General features: G+C 37.6%; 20 protein-coding genes. 3 read left to right on the top strand and 17 right to left on the bottom strand.

Annotated features, from left to right (window positions below):
* Positions 1-11: 11 nt before the first annotated feature.
* From nrdE to DK861_RS15030, 3 genes are read right to left on the bottom strand one after another with little or no spacing between them, the layout of a single operon-like run.
* Positions 12-2138 carry a class 1b ribonucleoside-diphosphate reductase subunit alpha gene (gene nrdE / locus DK861_RS15020; RefSeq protein WP_109400650.1) on the bottom strand — a complete coding sequence of 709 codons (2127 nt, stop codon included), beginning with the start codon at positions 2136-2138 and terminating at the stop codon, positions 12-14.
* Between the two features lie 5 nt (positions 2139-2143).
* Complete coding sequence (gene nrdI / locus DK861_RS15025) at positions 2144-2563, bottom strand: class Ib ribonucleoside-diphosphate reductase assembly flavoprotein NrdI (RefSeq protein ID WP_109400651.1); 420 nt, start codon at positions 2561-2563, stop codon at positions 2144-2146.
* A gap of 11 nt (positions 2564-2574) precedes the next feature.
* Positions 2575-2799, bottom strand: coding sequence for a glutaredoxin family protein (locus tag DK861_RS15030; protein ID WP_109400652.1), 225 nt, complete (start codon positions 2797-2799; stop codon positions 2575-2577).
* Positions 2800-3082: 283 nt separating this feature from the next.
* On the opposite strand from DK861_RS15030, the gene DK861_RS15035 reads away from it, so the two are divergent.
* Both DK861_RS15035 and cspE read left to right on the top strand, forming a co-directional pair.
* Complete coding sequence (locus DK861_RS15035) at positions 3083-3556, top strand: methylated-DNA--[protein]-cysteine S-methyltransferase (RefSeq protein ID WP_109400653.1); 474 nt, start codon at positions 3083-3085, stop codon at positions 3554-3556.
* Positions 3557-3753: 197 nt separating this feature from the next.
* A complete protein-coding gene (gene cspE, locus DK861_RS15040; RefSeq protein WP_023581133.1) occupies positions 3754-3963 on the top strand; it encodes a transcription antiterminator/RNA stability regulator CspE in 210 nt (69 codons plus the stop codon).
* A gap of 60 nt (positions 3964-4023) precedes the next feature.
* Here cspE and crcB read toward each other — a convergent pair whose 3' ends face one another.
* The 11 genes from crcB to rsfS form a co-directional block, all read right to left on the bottom strand.
* Positions 4024-4398 (bottom strand): fluoride efflux transporter CrcB, encoded by a 375-nt coding sequence (gene crcB / locus DK861_RS15045; protein ID WP_006537743.1) that lies wholly within the window; start codon positions 4396-4398, stop codon positions 4024-4026.
* A 13-nt stretch (positions 4399-4411) separates the two neighbouring features.
* The gene (lipA, locus tag DK861_RS15050; RefSeq protein WP_109400654.1) at positions 4412-5377 is read right to left on the bottom strand and encodes a lipoyl synthase; all 966 of its coding nucleotides are present in this window, start codon (positions 5375-5377) and stop codon (positions 4412-4414) included.
* Between the two features lie 101 nt (positions 5378-5478).
* Positions 5479-6123, bottom strand: a complete 645-nt coding sequence (lipB, locus tag DK861_RS15055; RefSeq protein ID WP_006537741.1) for a lipoyl(octanoyl) transferase LipB — start codon at positions 6121-6123, stop codon at positions 5479-5481.
* A 262-nt stretch (positions 6124-6385) separates the two neighbouring features.
* Positions 6386-12259, bottom strand: a complete 5874-nt coding sequence (locus DK861_RS15060; protein WP_109400655.1) for an inverse autotransporter beta domain-containing protein — start codon at positions 12257-12259, stop codon at positions 6386-6388.
* A 517-nt stretch (positions 12260-12776) separates the two neighbouring features.
* Complete coding sequence (ybeD, locus tag DK861_RS15065) at positions 12777-13040, bottom strand: DUF493 family protein YbeD (protein WP_036912266.1); 264 nt, start codon at positions 13038-13040, stop codon at positions 12777-12779.
* Between the two features lie 200 nt (positions 13041-13240).
* Positions 13241-14452, bottom strand: a complete 1212-nt coding sequence (gene dacA, locus DK861_RS15070; RefSeq protein WP_109400656.1) for a D-alanyl-D-alanine carboxypeptidase DacA — start codon at positions 14450-14452, stop codon at positions 13241-13243.
* A gap of 121 nt (positions 14453-14573) precedes the next feature.
* On the bottom strand, positions 14574-15569 hold the full coding sequence (gene rlpA, locus DK861_RS15075; RefSeq protein ID WP_109400657.1) for an endolytic peptidoglycan transglycosylase RlpA: 996 nt from the start codon (positions 15567-15569) through the stop codon (positions 14574-14576).
* Between the two features lie 10 nt (positions 15570-15579).
* Positions 15580-16692: a peptidoglycan glycosyltransferase MrdB gene (mrdB, locus tag DK861_RS15080; RefSeq protein WP_006537734.1), complete on the bottom strand. Its 1113-nt coding sequence runs from the start codon at positions 16690-16692 to the stop codon at positions 15580-15582.
* Between the two features lie 5 nt (positions 16693-16697).
* Positions 16698-18593: a peptidoglycan DD-transpeptidase MrdA gene (gene mrdA / locus DK861_RS15085; RefSeq protein WP_109400658.1), complete on the bottom strand. Its 1896-nt coding sequence runs from the start codon at positions 18591-18593 to the stop codon at positions 16698-16700.
* 38 nt (positions 18594-18631) lie between these two features.
* Positions 18632-19102 (bottom strand): 23S rRNA (pseudouridine(1915)-N(3))-methyltransferase RlmH, encoded by a 471-nt coding sequence (gene rlmH, locus DK861_RS15090; RefSeq protein ID WP_004246050.1) that lies wholly within the window; start codon positions 19100-19102, stop codon positions 18632-18634.
* A 2-nt stretch (positions 19103-19104) separates the two neighbouring features.
* Complete coding sequence (rsfS, locus tag DK861_RS15095; protein WP_006537732.1) at positions 19105-19431, bottom strand: ribosome silencing factor; 327 nt, start codon at positions 19429-19431, stop codon at positions 19105-19107.
* 515 nt (positions 19432-19946) lie between these two features.
* Here rsfS and DK861_RS15100 point away from each other — a divergent pair.
* Positions 19947-20693 (top strand): DUF1722 domain-containing protein, encoded by a 747-nt coding sequence (locus tag DK861_RS15100; RefSeq protein ID WP_109400659.1) that lies wholly within the window; start codon positions 19947-19949, stop codon positions 20691-20693.
* A 10-nt stretch (positions 20694-20703) separates the two neighbouring features.
* Here the strand turns inward: DK861_RS15100 and nadD are convergent, their stop codons facing one another.
* From nadD to lptE, 3 genes are read right to left on the bottom strand one after another with little or no spacing between them, the layout of a single operon-like run.
* Positions 20704-21375 (bottom strand): nicotinate-nucleotide adenylyltransferase, encoded by a 672-nt coding sequence (gene nadD, locus DK861_RS15105; protein WP_109400660.1) that lies wholly within the window; start codon positions 21373-21375, stop codon positions 20704-20706.
* Positions 21368-22402 (bottom strand): DNA polymerase III subunit delta, encoded by a 1035-nt coding sequence (holA, locus tag DK861_RS15110; RefSeq protein ID WP_109400661.1) that lies wholly within the window; start codon positions 22400-22402, stop codon positions 21368-21370. The genes nadD and holA overlap by 8 nt, the downstream gene beginning before the upstream one ends.
* On the bottom strand, positions 22399-22947 hold the full coding sequence (gene lptE, locus DK861_RS15115) for an LPS assembly lipoprotein LptE (protein WP_072062948.1): 549 nt from the start codon (positions 22945-22947) through the stop codon (positions 22399-22401). Before lptE ends, holA begins: the two co-directional genes overlap by 4 nt.
* Positions 22948-22957 lie beyond the last annotated feature (10 nt).

Consider the following 22957-nt stretch of genomic DNA (forward strand, 5'->3'; position numbering starts at 1 on the left):
TATTGTAATTATTAAAGTGCACACGAAACACAGCCTTTGATTTCAGTGCCTGCTAATGCGGATTGTCGGATACGAATGTAATACAAGGTTTTAATTCCTTTACGCCAGGCATAGATTTGTGCTTTGTTAATATCCCTTGTTGTGGCTTCATCCGAAAAGAATAATGTCAGTGATAAGCCTTGATCGATATGTTGTGACGCTTCTGCATAGGTATCGATAATCTTTTCTGCACCAATTTCATACGCATCTTGGTAATATTGGCGATTTTCATTAGTCATAAAGGGGGCGGGGTAATAAACCCGTCCAATCTTACCTTCTTTTCTAATTTCTATTGGCGCGGCAATAGGATGAATGCTTGATGTAGAGTGGTTGATATAGGAAATAGATCCTGTCGGCGGTATTGCTTGTAAATTTTGGTTATAGATCCCATGCGTCATAATAGATTGCTTGAGAGTCTGCCAATCTTCTTGTGTTGGAATATGAATATTAGATTGGCTAAATAGCTGGTGGACTTTTTGAGTTTTAGGTAACCACTGTTGTGATACATATTTATTAAAATATTCACCTGTTGCGTACTTTGAGTTTTCAAAACCTTTAAAGTACTGTTTTTTCTCAATAGCTAATTGATTTGAAGCGAATAACGCATAATAAGTGACGGTATAAAAATAGATATTGGTGAAATCTAACGCTTCTTCAGAGCCGTAATAAATCCTTTCACGAGCTAAGTAGCCATGTAAATTCATTTGCCCTAAACCAATCGCATGAGAAGCGAGATTACCTTTTTCAATAGAAGGAACAGACTCTATTTTCGTCATTTCAGAGACATTGCTTAATGCTCTAATTGCTGTGCTGACAGTATGAGCAAAGTTAGGCGAGTCCATTGCCATAGCAATATTCATAGAACCTAAGTTACAACTGATGTCATGACCGATATGGCGATAGCTTAAGTCTGGGTGATACTCACTTGCGCGGTTGACTTGTAAAATTTCAGAGCAGAGATTGCTCATGTTTATTCTACCCGCAATAGGATTTGCGCGGTTTACCGCATCTTCAAACATGATATAAGGATAACCAGACTCAAATTGAATTTCGGCTAATGTTTGGAAAAACTCCCTCGCTTTAATTTTCTTCTTACGAATTTGCGCGTTATTTACCATTTCACTGTATTTTTCACTAATACTGATCTCTGACATAGGTACGCCATAAACACGCTCTACATCATAAGGAGAGAAGAGGTACATATCTTCATTACGTTTCGCTAATTCAAAAGTGATATCAGGAATAACAACTCCTAAAGAGAGGGTTTTTATTCGGACTTTTTCATCTGCATTCTCTCTTTTAGTATCAAGAAAATGGTAAATATCCGGATGATGAGCATGAAGATAAACAGCGCCAGCACCTTGTCTTGCTCCTAACTGATTAGCATAGGAAAAAGCATCTTCAAGCATCTTCATAACGGGAACAACGCCAGAAGATTGATTCTCTATACGCTTGATGGGGGCCCCTGCTTCACGTAAATTAGTGAGCAAAAAAGCAACGCCGCCGCCACGTTTAGAAAGCTGTAATGCAGAATTTACCGATCGACCGATAGACTCCATATTATCTTCTATACGTAATAGAAAGCAGGAAACTAATTCACCGCGTTGTTGTTTCCCGCAATTTAAAAAAGTGGGTGTTGCGGGTTGAAAACGACCACTAATGATTTCATCAACAAGATGAATAGCAAGATCAGTATCACCTTGTGCAAGAGTCAGCGCTACCATACAGACGCGATCTTCATAGCGCTCAAGGTAACGCTCACCATCAAAGGTTTTTAAGGTGTAACTGGTATAGTATTTAAAAGCGCCTAAAAAAGATTGAAAGCGAAATTTTTTGCTATAAGCATGTTTGAATAGCTGTTTGATAAAAGCAAATTCATATTGTTCTAATACTTGAGCTTCGTAATAGTGTTGTTGTACTAAAAACTCAAGTTTTTCTTTTAAATCATGAAAAAATACCGTGTTTTGATTTACATGTTGGCGAAAAAAATGATGTGTCGCCAATTTGTCTTTATCAAACTGAATATTACCTTGCTCATCATACAGGTTTAGCATGGCGTTTAAGGCATGGTAATCAAGTTGTTCTATTGATTGTGTCATGTTAATTATCTCATAGCGCATTGGTCAGTAAGGCTTGACCAAAATACGCTTAAACCCGTTTTTACGCGGTTTACATCTTCTGGCGTGCCTAATAATTCAAATCGATACAAAAAAGGGATTTGGCATTTTTGTGCAATGATGTCGCCAGCCAATCCATAAGCTGTACCAAAATTTGTATTTCCAGAAGCAATAACACCGCGTATTAGTTGGCGATTTTCATAAATATTTAAAAACTGAATAACCGCTTTAGGTACTGCACCTTTAGTACCTCCACCACCGTAAGTAGGGCAAAGCAACACAAATGGCTGTGTTGCAAGCAATGTTTCATCTTCAAAAATTCTGGTCGCCTTTAAGTTAAGCTTTTGTACAAAACGATGACAGTTTTCAGAGCGACTTGAAAAATAGATCAAAGGTGCAGTTTGCATGAAATGCTCCTTTAGAGCGTTATCTGTCTGATCTTATCAGGACAGAAACCGGACCAATGTTGGTCACCATGAACAACAACGGGAACTTGGCGATATCCCATAGAAACAATGTGAGCGAGGGCTTGCGTATCTTGGGTGAGATCAACAGCAACAAACGGAATGTTTTTCTGTTTTAAGGCGCGCTCTGTGGCATTACATTGAACGCAATTCGGTTTGGTATAGAGGATAACAGACATAAAAATAACCCTTATAAAAATATGGATGCGTCTGTTTTCACATCCATAATGAGAAGTGATTGAATACTATATATAGAGTTATTTTTTTTCAACCACACAATATATGGTGATTTTTATTTTTGATAATGATTATCATTAAAATTAAATAGTTAGTGCATTAATTTTATTTTTAGATCGCTCGATTGATCAATTTTTATTAGATATACGAGTAATTAGATGATTGCTTTATCAATCAGGCATGATTTACTCTTAGTGCTACAGACAAATCAGCAGAGAAAATATTATGTACCAAGATTATCTCGATGCCCCTGTTGGCTTCCCAAAACCTTATATCTCTATTACAGCCAATGAAAAAGGGATCACTAGCCTCTATTTTGTAAATGACAAAGATGTTGCTGTGAATCCAAGCTCCGTAATTAATCAATGTATAAAACAACTCAAAGAGTATTTTGCGGGTAAACGTACCGCCTTTTCTGTGCCTTTGGCACCAGAAGGAACAGAGTTTCAAAGCCGTGTTTGGAAGACATTACAGACAATCCCTTATGGCGAAATTTGGAGTTATAAAAAATTGGCGCTTACATTAGGTTCAGTCAATTATTGCAGAGCGGTAGGAATGGCAAACTCACGCAATCCAATTTCTTTAATTATTCCTTGCCACCGAGTTATTGGTCATAACGGTAAGTTAGTCGGCTATACTGGTGGGTTAGATATTAAGCGTTGGCTACTTCAATATGAAAAAGTAGAAGTTGATGAATAGTTCAGATAGTAAGTATTAAGTATTGTTTCTTAAGTGAACTATGCGTTAAGGCATGGGATTTGTCTGAATATTAATCATTTAGCAGAAAAAAAATGTGAGTTTCGTGATCTAGGCTGTGGACAGGGAATCATCATTTTTGTTTTACTATAGTCAACGCAAAACGCTTGCGTTTATTTTCTATTTTAAAGGTAAACTTGATGTCTAAATTAAAAGGTAACGTTAAGTGGTTTAACGAAACTAAAGGTTTTGGTTTTATCACTCCAGAAGATGGCAGCAAAGATGTATTTGTACACTTTTCCGCTATTACATCAGAAGGCTTTAAAACCCTTGCTGAAGGTCAAAAAGTAGAGTTTGAAGTTACTGACGGCGCGAAAGGGCCATCTGCTGCAAACGTTGTCGCTATCTAATTAACGACTTCTTTGAGACAGTAAAAACCCGTTGTTTAACGGGTTTTTATATTCTGAGTATTACATTTCTCGTAGTAACCAAAACGCAAATGCGGTCATTAAAAATGAACCCGCTAAGTTAGCGCCCATCGTGCTTAATGCCCATCCTATCTTTCCCTCAGTTAAGAGTGCGACAACTTCGACAGAAAAGGTTGAAAATGTTGTCAGACCGCCACAAAAACCCGTAGTTAGCATAATTTTCCAAATAGGATCAATATTGGGGGCTTTGCTAAACCAAGCGATACCAAAGGCTATAATAAAAGCACCAATACAGTTAGCAACAAAGGTGCCTGTGGCAAAATGAGGAAAAATAGAATTTAGGCGGTAGCTAATCAGCCAGCGTAATACGCTACCTAAACCACCACCTATAAATACAGCAATTGCAATATTAAGCATGAGAAATTAATTGTTATTTAACCTCAATCCCTTGAGCTTGAAGATCAGCATGATAAGACGAGCGAACAAACGGCCCACAAGCAGCGTGGGTAAAGCCCATCGCGAGTGCTTGCTCTTTCATATATTCAAACTCGTCAGGACTGACGTAACGTTGAACAGGAAGATGATGACGACTTGGCTGTAAATATTGCCCTAAAGTCAGCATCGTTACCCCATGTTTACGCAGATCACGCATAACGTCAATAATTTCTTCGTTGGTTTCCCCAAGACCGACCATTAAACCTGATTTGGTGGGAATATTTGGGTGAGCTTGCTTAAAGCGCTCTAACAGAGTCAATGACCATTGATAGTTAGCGCCTGGACGTACTTGACGATAAACACGAGGAACATTCTCTAAGTTGTGGTTGAAGACATCAGGTGGGGTTTCCGTGAGGATTTCCAGTGCTTTATCCATACGACCACGGAAATCAGGAACTAATGTTTCAATACGGATGGTTGGGTTTTTTGCTCGAATTGCAGTAATACAATCCGCAAAATGCTGAGCACCACCATCACGTAAATCATCACGGTCTACGGAGGTAATTACGACGTAGCGTAACCCCATATCTTTGATTGTTTGAGCGAGTTTTTCTGGCTCTTGTGGATCGGGCGCATTTGGGCGGCCATGAGCGACATCGCAGAATGGGCAACGGCGTGTACAGATTGCCCCTAAAATCATAAAGGTTGCCGTTCCATGGTTAAAGCATTCTGCAAGGTTAGGGCAAGAGGCTTCTTCACAGACCGAATGAAGACCATTTTTACGCATTGCTGCTTTGATACCCTGTATTTTACTTGAGTCAGCGGGTAGTTTTATTTTCATCCAATCAGGTTTGCGTAGCAGTTGTTCTCGTTCTGTAGCGACTGTTTTAACAGGAATAAGTGCCATTTTATCGGCGTCGCGATATTTAACTCCGCGTTCCATCTGAATAGGTTTACTCATAATTGTGCCAGTTCCAGTTATCTAGAGTGATTAACACGATGTGACTGAGGTAATCAGGGTTTTAAAAAAATATGATAAATGTTAAAAAAATTATAGCATTTTTATTGCTGTGGTTGAAATCCTAGATGTGTACAAAAATGCTTAACTAATAACGGTGCTACCTGTGTCGTTGACGTATTTGGTGCAAAATCAATTAACTGCGTCATTTTGAGATCAGAATAACCACAAGGATTTATTCGTGCAAAAGGGGATAAATCCATATCGATATTGAGCGCAAGTCCATGAAAGGAGCAACCTTTACGAATACGTAATCCTAAAGAACAAATTTTATCACCTTTTACATAAACGCCGGGTGCATCAGCGCGAGCATAAGCTTCTACATTAAACTCTGCCAGCGTATCAATAACCGTGTTTTCAAGAGCAGTGACTAGTTGACGAACACCGATATGATTGCGTTTTAAATCAATTAAAACATACATCACTTGCTGACCGGGACCATGATAAGTTACTTGACCACCACGATCAGACTGAATAACAGGAATAGTTCCTGTATTTAATAAGTGTTCAGCTTTACCTGCTTGGCCTTGGGTAAAAACCTGTTCATGTTGAACGAGCCATATTTCATCAGGTGTGTGACTTTCCCGTTTTTCCGTAAACTGATGCATAGAATCAGAAACCGGTAAATAGGGTTTCACACCTAATTGGCGAATAATGATTGTCTTGTCTTGCACCGTGAAAATCTTCATTTGTAGCGTAATTGTGAAGGGCAGTATAACGCCCCAGCAAATGAACTACCAGATTGAGATGATGATTATTGCATATCGTTTTTTTAAAAGTGTTACATGGGGTGTAATTCATTATTATGAATTCAAACGAAAATATAATTATTAGATAGTAAGCTAAATAGATCATTTTCGTTCGAATAGATAAAAGGCCTAACGTCAGTAATATACTGAAATTAGGCCTTATAAACTTTAATTTACTCTCTTACTTAATCAAAGTTACCAATTATAAATCTGTTCTACAGACAGGTTCATATTGGTGATGCCCCGCGGCATATTGAATAATACCATTTGAAAAATTGATTGAGGCAACATCGGACCCTTCAGTTGTTGATGACCAAGCTTGGAATGATCCACCACCTTTACCCCATTCAGAGAAAACAGTTCCGATACCTCTATTATTTAGTCCTAAACTTAATAAATTAGCAGGAGAGGTACTTAGGTTGTTATTTTCACACACTTTCCATGAGCTTGGAGCTGACATATTTTGACCTGCATAGAAGGTAAACCAGTAAGATGGGGTGAATGTGTAACTAAATGCAGTTCCTTTACCATCGACGATAGGAATAGCAGTAATTGTTACCGTTTTATTCGCACTCGTTGGTGTACCAGAGAGTCTTACTTCGCCATTATTTTTACCTACAGTGACCCATGGTTGATTAGATGACCAATTATAATCATTGGTACGAGTTCCATTTTTCATAACAAAATTAAATGTCGCATTGCGATATCCCGTTGTTGGGAACCCTTCATCTAATTCGAATGAATAATTATTGGCGTTAATGTAAGCAATATCTGTTATTGGAACGACTTTATTTACAGTGACCGTTGCACTCACATTTTTCAGCATAGTTTGCTGAATAATCACATTGAATATCTCAGTCCCTACATTTTTACCTGTAAAAGTAGCTGAATAAGTACCCGTTTTACTGTTATAGGTTGTTTTACCTAGTAATCCATAAAGGTTATTTGATGATTGAGCAATACTGACATCATCAAGGTAAACTGCGGTGCCTTTATCATCTGTTATTTTAAATTCCAACACAGATTGGTCATTAATATAAATGGAGTTTGGCGTACTGGTCAGCTGATAATTAAAATTATCTAAGGATAAATCCTTAACCTCTACCGTTGTCTTAATTGACTCATCAACATTATTGTTAATAGAGGCATTAAAATTAGCATTAGTCGCTACTGTACCAGTAAATGTAGCGGTATAAACCTTTTGGGTTTTGTTATAAGTCGTACTAGTTAATTGTCCATCATCATCATTAAGTAAGATAATTTTCGCACCTTCTACTTCAATTGGCTTATTGTTAGCATCTTTAAACGTAAGAGTTAATTGTGATGTTTTGCCTGTATAAATTGAAGCAGGTTCTGCAACTAATGATGCGCTTTCATAAGGTTTTTTGATAATAACATTTGCAGTGATATCTGAACGCAAGATGCCATTTATAGAAACATTAAATTGTGCTGTACCCAATCCAAAACTATTAAATTTAGCTTTATAGACTTTCGCCTTTGGATCAAAGCTTGTTGAGCCTAATGTCCCCAATTTTGGGGTAATCAAATTGATACTGACATTATCATTTTGGATCCTAACGGGTTCACCTGATTCATTAAATAGCGCAAGCGTTAAATCAGAAGAGTCTCCCGTAATAATGCTACTTGGATTAGGCGTTAATGTTGCTGAATTATAAGCTTGATTAACTTGAATAGATGTTTCAGCTTGGCGAACTTTCCCATTAATTGTTGCTGAGAAATTAGCTTTACCTACCTGATTACCTGTAAAAGTCGCTTTATAGGCGTTTGTTTTACTATCCCAAGATGTTTCAGTTAATGTACCTAATGCTGGTGTATCGAGTACAATAGTCGCGCTATTACCTTTTATTGGTAAACCATTTATATCTTGGAGTGTTAACGTAATTTCTGATGTACTGTTTACGATTATGACACTTGGTGACGGTGTCAAATTTGGATTATAGAATGCATCAGGACTATCTTTGACCTCGATAGAGGTACTTACGCCATCTACCTTTTTACTCTCTACATTAGCACTAAAGTTAGCAATTCCAATCTGGGTTCCTTTAAAGGTTGCCACATAGCGTTTATTGACATTATCCCATTTAGTCAGTGTTAGATTTCCTAAAGTTGGGGTATCTAATGCAATAGACACATTATCAGTTTGGAGAGAATTACCATCTGCATCTTTTAATGTAAGATAAACATCAGATGTATTGTTTAGCGTAATAGGAGATGACTCCTTATCCATACTGGCTGAGCTAAACAGAGGTTTAACCATTACGTCTGCGGTAATATCATTATAGGTTTGACCATTAATGACAGGGATAAAATCTGCTTCACCTTCTTTAGTACCTGTAAAGGTTGCCTTATAGGTCATTAAATTTGCATCATAAATAGTTTCGCTGATATTTCCTTTCGCCGTACTGTTACTATTTTGCATAATAATTTGTACGTCATTACCAGCATTGACAGGCTTCCCCTTATGATCTGTCACTTGTAGTGATAACACTGAAGTTTCTTTGATACGAATTGAGCGAGGATCTGAACCTAATTTACCTTTATATAATTCAGTTACCCTAACGCTAGCACTCGTATTACCTTTAGTATAAGGTTGATTATTAACAAAAACTTCAAAATTTGCGGTACCTACATTTTCACTTGTAAATATTGCTTTGAAAGCTTTACCATCTGGTAAAGTTTTACTGACTTGACCTAATGTTGTTGAATCAGATGCTAAACGAATTTCAACAGGCTCAGTAGGGATAAATGGTTCATTGAGATCATTGTAGAAAATAACACTCAATTCTGATTTATCACTAACTGGAATGCTATTTGGTGACGCCACTAAATTAGCACCATCGATAAAATCATGCTTTAGTGGATCGACAACCACGGTTGCTGAAAGTGAATTTTGTCTCTCATTGTTAATAACGGCATAGAATGTTGCCGTATATGTTGTATTCCTTTCTGTTGGGGTATAGGTGACCTGATAGCGACCAGGGTTTAATTTATCTTCAGTGGCATCAGACACTCGTCCATTACGTGTATCTTTGATAACAATATCAATGGGAACATTGGGATGGAATAAATTACCGTATTGATCTTTGATATCTAAAGTAATGGTAGAGGTACGCCAATCGTTATCAAGGCTACGGGAATGTGGATTTTTTCCTTGCTCTTCTTTTGTTCCATAGATGTGGTTTGGATCAGACATAATACTGGCGTTATCTAAATCAACTTTAGATGAGCTATCAATCACCGAAATTTCAGCTGTGGTATTTAAGCGTACTCCTTCTAAAGTGACAAAGAATTTAGCTGTACCCACCGCAGTTGCATCAAAATTCGCAGTATATTGGGTTGAGTTAATTTTTTGAGTATTAGACAAGGTGCCGTAATTTGATGTCTCTTGTAAAATAATCGCATCATCTGTTGGTAATGGATTATTATTTTTATCTGTTAACGAAAGTCTTAATACTGTACTGTGATCCGCTTCTTTTAGATCTAATGATGATTTATCTGCAACAAGTTTTGCATTTAAATCATTCATTCCCCAGACTACAACATTTACTTTAGTATCATTGTTTTGAACATCATCAATACTAACGCCAAAAGTTGCTGTTGTCGGTTGTGTACCTGTATAGGTTGCTTGATAGACTCCAGGTTTCCCTGATACTGCGGTGGTGTTGCTCAATGAACCAATATTTGTTGTTAAAACGATTTCAACAGGTTTATCTGTGACAGGTTGGCCTTTATTATCTTGCACTTCTGCTGTGATAACAGAGGTTCTATTTTGGATAATTTGCTCAGGGGTGGCTTTTAAAGAAACAATCTTATATTTTTCTGAATGAGAAAGAATAGATGTTTCAGCTTTACTATCAGGATAAGGGGTATTTGCAACATAAGGATAGAAGGTTACTTTACCCGTTTCTGTTGCAGTAAATTGAGCTGAATAATATTTTTCAGCGGCATTATAGGTAGTCTCGGAGATAACACCGTTACCTGTTTGGTTATCTATTTTGACAATTTGGATTACTGCGTTATCAGCTTCCATTGGCTGATTATTATCATCCAATATTGTCATGATAACTTTAGATGAATCTCCAACATACATTTCATTTGCAGCAGTCAAATCAATATTTTTAAATGTAGATATTTTAACTTTCTCTTTGGTATCCGTAATAACTTCATTATTTATAGATGGTTGGAAAATAGCATCACCTACATTTTTACCAGTAAAGGTTGCAATATATTGTTTTGTTGCAGAGTCGTACGTTGTATTTGAGATCTCACCTTTATCGCTATTTATTAATAAAATATTTGCATTATCAACTTCTATTGATTGCATCTCTTTATTAAAGAAAGTGAGTCGTAATATTGTTGACTGTCCTAGCGTAATATCATTTTTATCTGCTTTTAGCGTCAGCTGATTATAAACAGGCGTCTGGTTTTCTACAGTCACTGTTGTGGAAATATCTTGATGAACGGTTTGGTTAAAATAGCCGTAAAAATGGACGATCTCAGGAGCTGTACTAATAAATTTAGCTTGATAAACTTTATCTTTTGCATTGTATTGTGTTTTAGACAATGCACCTTTAGCACTATTACTCATGATAATACTTGCATCATCAACTTCAATGGGCTCACCATCATTATTTGTAAAGCTTAAGGATACGATTGATGTATCATCGATACCTATTTTTTGTGGTGTTGCTGAGATAGTGGCTTTTTGCACTATACCACTTTTTAGAACAACAACTTTAGTCGTTTCAGATGAGGAAGCCCGACCTTTTTTATCATATGCTGTCGCTACAATATTATAGGTATTTGTTGCCCCTTCTTGTTGATCATAATAAGGCAAATAGAGTAGATAGCTATTTTGACCTTGTTCAATAATTCTACCGCCGTGTTGAAGAAAACGGCTACCGTCAATATCAATGTAATCAAGACCCGCACTAGATTCTACACTAATGGTGACAGTCTTTTGTTCATTACTATAACCTTCTATTAAATCAGGTGTTTTTAAAGAAAGATAAGACTGCTCTTGATAATCAAATACGATATTGTTATTTCTATCAACGAAGTCATATTTACTATTTTCAAGTAAACGTAATGGTTTTATATTATTTGGATCTAATTGAGCATTAATTGGTGTACCGAATTGGTAATTAAATGAAAGACCCAATTGAGTATCATTATCACCGCTTTTACCTAATTTATGTTCAGCATTAATTGTTAATAGTGGAAAAGGAGTGTAATTAAGCCCCGCAGTGATAGCGTATGGATCTTTAGATAAGTTTGATGTGTTATTAAAAAGGTCAACGTTATCACCATAATATTGTTCAAAATTGGCTTTAAAACCTAATTGAGGGTAAGCAGGAAGATAACTTTGTGTTCTAATATCCCAACCGTTTGCGGGACGTTCATTATAACCTTTTACAATACTTGAGTCTTTCCAACCTGTTATTCTATTATAATAATTTGAACTAATTGAAAAGTAATCTCGACGATATTCAAGACCAACCCCTATACGGCTATTTTTACCTGAAAAATCGTGGTCAAAATGCGTATTAAAACCATAGAGTTGAGTATTATCAAATTTACGGATACCAAAGCCTATATTACCTTGGTTTCTATCATAACTACGATGGAATGCTGTTTGATTAAATAAAAGATAATTGTCTGTTTCGTAAAAAGGAATAATGACTTTAGCTTCTGTGTTTTTTAGAGTGAAATGCTTATCTACACCTAAATTTATTTGAGCTTTACCATATTGATTAAACCAATTTTCAATTTCTCTATTAACTTTGCTATTAGCTTGATTTATTAGGTATTGTGAAGCAGCATCATGGGTGTTATCACTAGATAATATAGTCCCTAATTGACTTGTTTGCTGAGCAAGCCATCGCCCGTTATTATTTTCTGTGTTTGTTGATAATTTATTTTCTTCTACCGTAGCGGCATAAGATTGAATAGTAGGTGTTAATGATAGTGCAATAGGAAATGAAAATTGAGATGCTATTATAAAGTAAGAAAATATTTTTTTCTTACGTAATTTGTCTAGTAAAGTATTATTCATGTCTTTCACTCAAATAAATGATGAAGAGTAGTATTCTAAATAAGCGTACTAGATTAATAGTAGAAGACAATATAACTAAATACAACTATATAGAGTAAAATTAGAGTATTTGTTTATTCTTTGTTTATTGTTTATAAGCTTAATAAGACAAAAAAAGATGATATTAATAAGTGATAATACTAATACTAATTGTTTAATAATATTAAATTTTTTATTATTTTAAACTGTAAATAATTATTATCTTCTCTTTTGTTGTTAAATTAATTAAGTGGTTTTGCTTAATTAATTAGGTGATATAACTTAGCTTATTTGAATAACTTTTTATTATTATTTATTGTTCAAAAAATATATTTATACCAAAAAACATGAGATATCACCTAGTCCTAAACATGTGATTCTAAAAAAATGGGGTGTATTAGAAAGTTAATAAGTTAGATAAACGAGAGTGCATCTTACATGTTGAGAAAGAGAGGAAAGCGACTCTCCTCGAGAATAAATACGAGGAGAGTAAAAGAGATTATAGAACCATACGTACCAGTTCAAGTTCACCTAATTCTTTATATAACGTTTCTACTTGGTCGATATGAGTGGCGTTGATGGTAATAGAAACAGAGTGGTAATTACCTTTGCTACTTGGTTTCACTGAAGGAGTGTAATCACCAGGAGCATGGCGTTGAATGACTTCAACAACTTGATCCACTAATTCTGGTTTTGCATGACCCATCACTTTATAAGTGAAAGAACATGGGAACTCTAACAGCTCGTTTAATTTTGTTTTCATCATAATGTAATTCCTTAAGACAACAGGTGCTGTTGTTTTAATAATTTATTTCTATACCTAATCTTAGCAAATAAAAAGCGCATTCCCTACATAATAAGGAATGCGATACTAGTCATTAGGGTAAATATGGTAATGGTAAATGTGTTTATGCCAATATCTATATGTAAGTTATATGTGGTTACATTTACCTTTTTCAAGTCTTAGCCAAACCAGTGTGAGAATAATAATTTGATGTAATCGATAATACGACTAAAGAAGCCACCTTCTTTTACTTCATTCATCACAACAAGCGGGCGCTGCTCAATAACTTGTCCATCAAGTTGAAAATTAATCGTTCCTACAACTTGGTTTTTAGTGACTGGCGCATGTAATTCTACATTATCAAGAACATAGCTTGCTTTTAAATCTTTTAAACGACCACGAGGAATAGTTAAATAAACATCTTTATCTACCCCTAATTGTACTTTATCTGTTTCACCATACCAGATAGGCTCTGCCGCAAATTCTTTACCCACTTGCAATGGTTTTACGGTTTCAAAGAAACGAAAACCCCAAGTAAGTAGTTTTTTACTTTCGACATCACGACCTTTAGGTGAATGACCGCCCATAACTGCAGAAATTAAACGCATATTGCCTTCAGTTGCAGAGGCGACAAGATTATAGCCTGCGGATGCAGTATGACCTGTTTTAATACCATCAACGTTTAAACTGGTATCCCACAACAAGCCATTTCGGTTAGTTTGGCGGATATTGTTGTAAGTGTACTCTTTTTCTTTATAAATGGCATATTCATCCGGTACATCGCGAATTAATGCAGCACCGATTAGTGCCATATCACGTGCTGTGCTGTATTGTCCTGGGGCATCAAGGCCATGAACGGTTTGGAACTGTGTATTTTGTAAACCTAGACGCTTAACGTAATCGTTCATCATCGCCACAAATGTATCTTGGCTTCCTGCAACATAAGAGGCCATTGCAACACAAGCATCATTACCTGATTGTAAGTTAATACCACGCGTTAACTGTGCAACTGTAACTTGATCACCTGGTTTTAAGAACATTAAAGAAGAGCCGCGAAAAATAGGATTGCCCGTTGCCCATGCTTCTTCACCAATGGGTACAATATCGCTATTAGATATTTTACCAGCACGAATAGATTGACCAATAACATAGCTGGTCATCATCTTGGTTAAACTTGCAGGATCACGGCGAACATCAGCATTCATTTCAGCCAATACTTTCCCAGAATTATAATCAATCAGAATATAAGATTCGGCTTCGATACTAGGAACAGCGGGTATCATTGTTTTTAGAGAATCTTCTGCAATACCTTGATGACTGACTGTGAGTAAAGCAAAAGTGGCACTTAATAAGCTGGTTCTTAGTCGTTTTGCTGGGAGTATCTGTTTCATTCTGTTTGTTTTATCCAAAATTCAGGGAAAAATAGGAACCGATAAATAAAATATCAGCAAATCCGGATGATTCTACGCTTGAATTTGCTGATATAAAAAGAATTTTACGTAACATTATCTTTTATTGGGTAATAATAAACCCAGCGATATTTTTAACTTGTTTTAGCTTGTTTTTTATCGTTTCAGCTTGCTCTTTAGATGAATAAGGGCCGAGTTGCACTTTATATAATCCATCTGTTTTATTTATCACACCTTGTGTGTTAAATAATGACGATAAATCATTGAGCCAAAACTGTGCATTATTTTCGTTACTTAAAGCACTGACTTGGACATAAAAACCTTGTGCTATGGAGTTTGCCGATAATACTGGTTTTGACGCTTTTGTTTCCGTCTCTGCTGGCGTTGGAACTAGCACTGGAGTTGGTGTTTTTGCTGGAACTGGAGTTGGAGCAGGTGACTCAACTGGCATATTGTTGTTGGTAGGCGTTGATGTTGTTAATGGCGCAGGCGCAGCTGGTTGAGCATTAAAATTAGGGCGCTCAGGTAATGCCGTTGTCTTCTTTTCTATTTGCGCACCATGCGTACCAATACCACTCATATGGCCAGTTTGATCAACAACAATCCCTTCAATAAGTAATGGGGTTGTCGGCATTAAACGTAAGCTATCAGAAACCGCTGGAGTGACTTGAATTTGTTTTCCATTAACGTAAGGGCCACGGTCGTTAATACGTACAACCATTGTGCGCCCATTGAGTAAGTTTGTAATTTTTACATAACTTGGAATGGGTAATGTAGGATGTGCAGCCGCAAATTCATAGGGATTGACACGTTCACCAATAGTCGTTAAACGACTCATCGCTAAGCTATCATAAACGATAGCCTCTCCTCGCTCACTAAAGTTTGCAGGATCAGTCACAATACGATAGATCACACCATTTTTTCGGTAATCTTGATTTGCTGTTGGGTGATAAGGCTCGTAACGAGGTTCAGCACCAAGAACACGTTGAGCTGGCACATTGGGTAATGGTGCAGGCTGTTTATTCGTGTTCGGCTTATCAATAACACATCCTGAAAGTAGCAATGCACTGATACCTACCAAAACCCATTGCAGACGCATAGAAACCTCATTATAAACTTTTCGATAATAGTTTTCGGTGTGTATGAATAGACATAACAATGCCAAATCCTGCCATTAAGACAATTAGGGCTGAGCCCCCATAACTCATTAGCGGTAACGGAACACCGACAACAGGAAGAATACCACTCACCATTCCTATGTTGACAAAGACATAGACAAAGAAGATTAGCATTAATCCGCCAATCATTACTCTACCAAATGTATTTTGTGCTTTCGTTGCAAGGTAAAGGCCTCGCGCAATTAAGAGTATATAAAGAGCTAGCAGTATCAAAACACCAATTAATCCGAGTTCTTCAGCCAATACAGCAAAAATAAAGTCTGTATGGCGCTCAGGTAAGAATTCTAATTGAGATTGCGTGCCTTGTAACCATCCTTTTCCATGTAATCCGCCAGAACCAATGGCAATTTTAGATTGGATAATATGATATCCGGCGCCGAGTGGATCAGATTCAGGATCAAGTAGCATCATTACCCTAGCTTGTTGGTAATCATGCATAAGGAAAAACCAGAGTATGGGGATAAAAGCAGCAACAAGAACTATGGCTACAGTGATAAGGCGCCAACTCATTCCCGCAAGAAAAAGAACAAATAAACCCGATGCGGCAACAAGAATAGAGGTTCCTAAGTCAGGCTGTGCTGCGACTAATAAAGTTGGCACAAAAATAATTACTAGAGCAATAGCAGTATTACGCAATGTTGGAGGGCACACATCGCGATTCATAAATCGAGCGACCATTAAAGGCACGGCTATTTTAGCGATTTCTGAAGGTTGAAAACGCACAATGCCTAAATCTAGCCAACGTTGAGCCCCTTTACTGATTTGACCAAAGACATCAACAAGAATAAGTAAAATAACACAGAAGAAATAGAGATGTGGAGCCCAGCTTTCATAGACTCGTGGTGGGATTTGAGCCATGACTATCATGATCATAAAACCCATTGCAATCTGCCCTAACTTACGTTGCATCATTTCTGGATCTTGTCCACTGGCACTCCACATAATAAATGCGCTGTATCCTAATAAAGCAATAATACAGAGCAAGAATAAAGGGTCGATATGGATCCGTGTCCAGAAGGATTTTTTCTTGTTATTTTCAGTCATAAGTATTATTCCTCTGAACCACGCGGTGCGGGTGGAGAAGCTGGCAATACTGTGTTGTTATCACCAAGGAGAATGTGGTCAAGAATTTGTCTTGTAATATCACCAACAGAAGGGCCAGCACCACCATTTTCTAGGATAATAGAGATGGCTATGGTTGGGTTATCGTAAGGCGCAAAGGCAATCATCAATTTGTGGTCACGAAGATGTTCAGCCAATTGGCTCGCATTGTAGGTTTCGTAACTAAACACCTGTGCTGTTCCCGATTTTGCAGCTACTTTATAAGGTGCATCAGCAAAACTTCGGCGGCCTGTACCATTTGGGAAGTTAGCCACACCATACATACCGTGTTTTGCTAATTCCCAATAACCTGAGTTGATATCACCAATTTGGCGTGTTTCCTTATCAACATAAGGCAACATTTCATTGCCAAGTTTTGTACCATAAAGCAGGTGAGGAGTTTTAACTTGGCCGTCATTAATTAATGTCATTAAAGCTTTCGCCATTTGAATGGGCGTTGCTGTCCAATAGCCTTGTCCAATTCCTACAGGGATCGTGTCACCTTGATACCAAGGTTTTTTATAACGTTGCTGTTTCCATTCACGTGTTGGCATGATCCCATTACGCTCTTCAGATAAATCAATACCTGTATATTCACCATAACCAAAGCGACTCATCCAAGTTGATATGCGATCAATCCCCATATCATAAGCAACTTGGTAGAAGAAGGTATCCGCAGACTCTACGATAGATTTGGTCACATTAAGTTTTCCATGTCCCCAACGTTTCCAATCTCGATAACGTTTTTCAGAGCCAGGAAGTTGCCACCAGCCGGGATCATGAATTGTTGTATTGGCTGTGATTACACCTTCGCTTAATGCCGCAACAGACATAAATGGTTTCACGGTTGATGCTGGCGGATAAAGACCTTGGGTTGTACGGTTGATCAGTGGCCTATCTGGGTTATTTAGTAACCCTTGATAATCGGTATTCGAAATTCCACCGACAAATAAGTTAGGATCATAACTAGGGTTTGATACAAGCGCTAAAATTTCACCATTGCGAGGGTCGGTTACTACAACCGCCGCTCGGCTTGTGGTGAGTAATTCTTCAATATAGGTTTGCAGTTCAAGGTCGATGGTAAGATAGATATCTTTACCGGCTTGTGGAGGCTGCTCGTGTAATTGGCGAATAACTCGACCACGGCTATTAACTTCAACTTCCTCATAGCCCGTTGTGCCATGTAAAACAGACTCATAATAACGTTCGATGCCTAACTTGCCGATATCGTGAGTCGCTGCATAGTTAGGTGATAAACCTTCTTTATCAAGGCGTTCAACATCTTTATCGTTAATTTTCGCAACATAACCAATCACATGCGTTAATGCTGAGCCATAAGGATAATAACGACGCTGATAACCTTTAATTTCTAAACCAGGATAGCGATATTGATTGATTGCGAAACGAGCGACTTGTACTTGGCTTAATGTTGTTTTTAAGGCTATAGAGCTAAATCGGCGTGAGCGTTTGCGCTCTTTTTCAAATGCAGCAATATCTTCATCAGTTAAGTCAACAACATCTCTCAAACTTTCAAGTGTTTCTTGTAAGTTTGCTACCTTTTCAGGCACAACTTCTAATTGATAGATAGTACGATTGAGCGCAAGAGGGATACCATTGCGGTCGTAAATAATGCCTCTGCTGGGCGCAATCGGTACTAATTTAATTCGGTTATCATTTGAACGTGTTTGATAATCGTCATGGCGAGTGATTTGTAAGTGATTGAGGTTAAAAACCAAAATACCACTCAATATAATAATTACTGAAAATGCGACAATCACACGACGGATAAATAGCTTTGATTCCGCAGTATAATCTCGAAACGGGGTACGTTTTTTTCTTTTCATCCCATTTGACTTCACTTACTGACCCGCCAATTTATTGATTATTCACGATGATAAGGATGGTTTGTGGTAATGCTCCATGCTCGATAAAGGCTTTCTGCAACCACGACACGAACAAGGGGATGTGGCATGGTTAAAGGAGATAAAGACCAGCTTTGTTCAGCTGCAGCTTTACAAGCAGGTGCTAATCCTTCAGGGCCGCCAATGAGTAAGCTGACATTTCTACCATCAAGCTTCCATCGATCAAGTTGTTCTGCAAGTTTTGGCGTATCCCAGCGAGCGCCAGGAATATCGAGAGTGACGATACGATTCCCTTTACCTACTGCAGCTAACATTTGTTCACCTTCTTTTTCGAGAATACGTTTGATATCTGCATTCTTTCCACGCTTGCCTGCGGGGATCTCGATAAGTTCTAAAGGCATATCTTTGGGGAATCGATTAAGATAATCCATAAAGCCGGTCTGTATCCAGTCCGGCATTTTTGTACCAACGGCAATGAGCTGTAATTTCAAACTCAGCTCCAGAGTTTTTCAAGTTCATACATACGGCGACTATCTTCTTGCATGACGTGTACCATGGCTTCACCAAGATCAACGACAATCCAGTCAGAAACGCCTTGTCCTTCAACACCTAACGGTTGTAATCCCGCTTCGCGGCAATCATCAACGAGGTTATCTGCAACAGACATCAGGTGTCTGCTTGATGTACCCGTACAAATAATCATGTAATCAGTTACACTTGATTTTCCGCGGACATCTAATGCAATAATGTCTTGAGCTTTAGAATCTTCAAGTTTATCAATAATAAATTGCTGTAATTCAGAACCTTGCAAAAGGATCACCTTTAATCTAATGAGTTAATTCAACCGAAAAATAACATACTCGTGATACTTTAAGTTGCAGCGTTGTTGACTACATTTATTCGCACTAGTTATATACTTGGGTATATTCCTAGCGACTTACTTCAATTGTTGTCTAACTGCGCCTCAAATTATTTAGAATATGAATGCTATTTTAAAGGAATTTATACCAATAAATCTATTTTACTGGATGATTAATTCCAGTTAGCAATAACAAGAACATAAATCTCATTTTCTTGTTTTTCGACGTTTGATTTAGAAAAATTCATATATGTCCATTAACTGCGTCATAATAAATAACAAAAAGAAGGCAGATAAGAACTTTTCCATTTAGACGACAGTTTTACCTTACAGTTCCCTTAAGGGAACAGAGGGTGAGAATAACAGCTAAACCTCGTCTGTCAATGCTCATCAAACACCTAATTAGGTGTGTTTTACTTTGTTGTGTTCAGATTATACGGTGTAATGCTCAGACTTTTTAATTTGAGAGAAAAAGAATGGAAAGAAAAGTGAATTATCTCGGGATATCTTCAGAAATTATGAGTAATACCAATCACCAATTGCAAGAAAAGTTAGCTTTGCTTTGCGATACTGTTCAGGCAGAAAAAATAGGCATTATGCAGATAGAGGCTCAAAATAGAGATAACCTGTTGCCACTTTATGGTTATATTGGAAAAAAAGGAGACAGCCTTATCTCACCCGTGAATTTTACTTTACCTCAATTAAATATTGACCAACTTTTACAGCCTATTGTTTTTGATCATTTTCTTACCCAATTTTTCACACTGTTTGATTACCAACAACAGGTTAATCAATCATTAACTAAAGGGGCTTTAGTTAAATTTCATAGCCGATACAAATATTTAATTATGGCTTATTCACTAGCAGCTTATCGAGAATTGGGGCGTGATATTGCTAATTTTTCTGATGCCATTCCCATTGAAGAAGTTGCATCGAAATATCTGGAAAAGCTAATGAAGGCATTCAGTGTTGCAGCGAATAGAGAAGGGCAAACTAATGCGTTAATGCATATGGCAGGGTATTTTAAGCGAAATCTAAACTCACAACAAAAACAAGAACTGGCACAGACAATTTTGCTATATCGTCAAGGTGTTGTGCCTTTTTCCAAGCCTTATAATTTACTTCAATATTGGCTAAGTGTTTATCCTGATGATTATTTGATTCATCAACGCTACTTCTCACCTTATCCGCAAGCTTTTGATTATCTCAGAGAACAACTTTAGAAATAATAAATTATTTATAGAGTTGGTGTTGGCGGATATAGTTTTCAACCGCATTTGGTAGTAAATCATGGCAGTCTAATCCCGCTTTATGACGAGCCCGAATATCTGTTGCTGAAATATTATAAAGAGGTGTATCGGCCAGAAAAATTTTGCCAGAAGGTAGGCAGTGAATATCTTCTTGCTGTTTTGTCTGATGCTGGGTTAGCCAAGTTTGCATTTGGGCTGACTCGAAATGAGTTTGATAACCAGGGCGAGCACAAACTAACAAATGGCATACATCCAATAGTTCATCCCACTGATGCCATGTATTAATTGAAAGTAATGAATCTTGGCCAATAATAAAGGCTAAAGGTTGTTTATCGCCAATTTCTAGCCTAAAGTCTCTTAAGGTCTCAATAGTATAAGAAGGTGTTGGCTTCTCAAGCTCACGGGTATCCACTTTAAAAGAGGAATAGGGTTCAAGAGCAAGTCGCACCATCTCAAGTCGTTGTTGAGAAGATGCCTCTGGTTGAGGGCGATGAGGGGGAATATTATTGGGTAGCCATACCACTTCTTTTAAGCCAATTAATCCTGAAAGTGCTTCAACAGGACGTAAATGCCCATAATGAATTGGATCAAATGTGCCACCGTATAAGGCGATAGCTTGATTAATTAAAGGTGTAGGATCATTATTTTTAGGCATGATTTACAAATCCTTCTGGTAATGCTTTCCCACAAAGCAATAAGCCTAACGCGTTAAGAGATGGCCAAACAGTTTGACCATAATCTTGTTTGATGGTCATTTCGATACTGGCTAATAACCGTATTGCCGTTAGCAATTGATGCTCGGATAAACGCTGTAGTGCTGCTGTGAATATTGGGCGCCTGTTTTGCCAAATTCGATGCTTATCAAAAATCGTTTTTAACGAAGCTGTTTTAGATTCACGATGTAGTGTAATCAACTGCATTAACTCACGTTGTAAAGTTCTAAGTAAAATAACAGGTTCAGAATCTTCTCTTTTGAGTTGTTGCAAGATATGCCATGCACGTTGTGTTTTTCCTGTCAGTAATGCATCGACCCAGTGATAAGGGGTAAAATGTGACGCGTCATTAACGGCCGCTTCTACTCTAGGTAATGTCAATTTACCGTCAGGGTAAAGTAGGGAAAGACGCTCTATCGCTTGTGCTAATGCGAGCAAATTACCTTCATAGCAGTAGCAAAGTAGTTGGTTACCTTGTTCATCCAGCGCTAATCCTTTTTGTTTTGCTCGACGAGCAACCCAATTAGGTAATTTATCAAGTTCAGGCGTCAGACAAGAAATATACGTTCCATTCTGGCTTAATGTTTTAAACCATTCACTGTTTTCTTGAGCCTTAGTGAGTTTATTGCCACGTAAAATCAACAATAAATCTTGATGTAACTCTTGAGATAACCTTGTGAGTTTCTCTGACATGGCTGCATTGGGGCCATTTTCAGGCAAATGCAGCAAAAGAGATTGCTTTTGAGAAAAAAGGCTTAGCGATTGACAAAGTGAGTAAATTTCATTCCAGTCCGTATTATTATCAAGAGTAAATTGATAGTGTTCAATAAATCCTTGGGCTTTAGCAACAGATTGGATGGCATCTTGAGACTCTTGGAGTAACAGAGGTTCATTACCCCAGAGTAGATAACTTTGGCGCAGCCCCTCTTGGAGCTGCGCATTCAGTTGTTCTGGATATAAGCGGATCATTTGGCCGGAGAGATTATCTGTTTTGCTTGCTCAGCTTGTGCAGCTTTTTGGCGTTCAGCATTGTGAACAACCAATAATTTACGCACTAATATTGCTGTCGCTTGTTCACGCATCTCTTGCTTGATAATGTCATTTTCAGCATCTTTTGCGAGTGCTTCTAATGGGTTATCGAAGAATGGGCGTGAAACCTGTGATGAAATTGGGTAAATCGTTCCATCAGGCATAATCACTTGCGCATCTAGCACAAATGTTAGCTGACGTTCTGCTGATTTACCGTCTTGATACACAGAAACGGTCTCTGTACTCTCTGACGAACCGACAATTTTGAGAATAGGGATATCTGCTGTTGGATTTTCAACAAGCTGAACATCACTAAGTCTGAGTTGTTGACGCATTACACGAGATAATGGGCCATAAGGGTCACCAGAGCTAAGATAAAGCGTTTTTAATTCTGCTGGAACCTGAGTTTTCCCTTGTAAGTGAAAACCGCAGCCAGCGGTGATTAACACCGCTAAACCGAAAAATAGCGAAAATAGATATCGCACTAGGCCTCCT

The organism is Proteus sp. TJ1640 (assembly GCF_003144445.1).
Lineage (GTDB): Bacteria > Pseudomonadota > Gammaproteobacteria > Enterobacterales > Enterobacteriaceae > Proteus > Proteus penneri.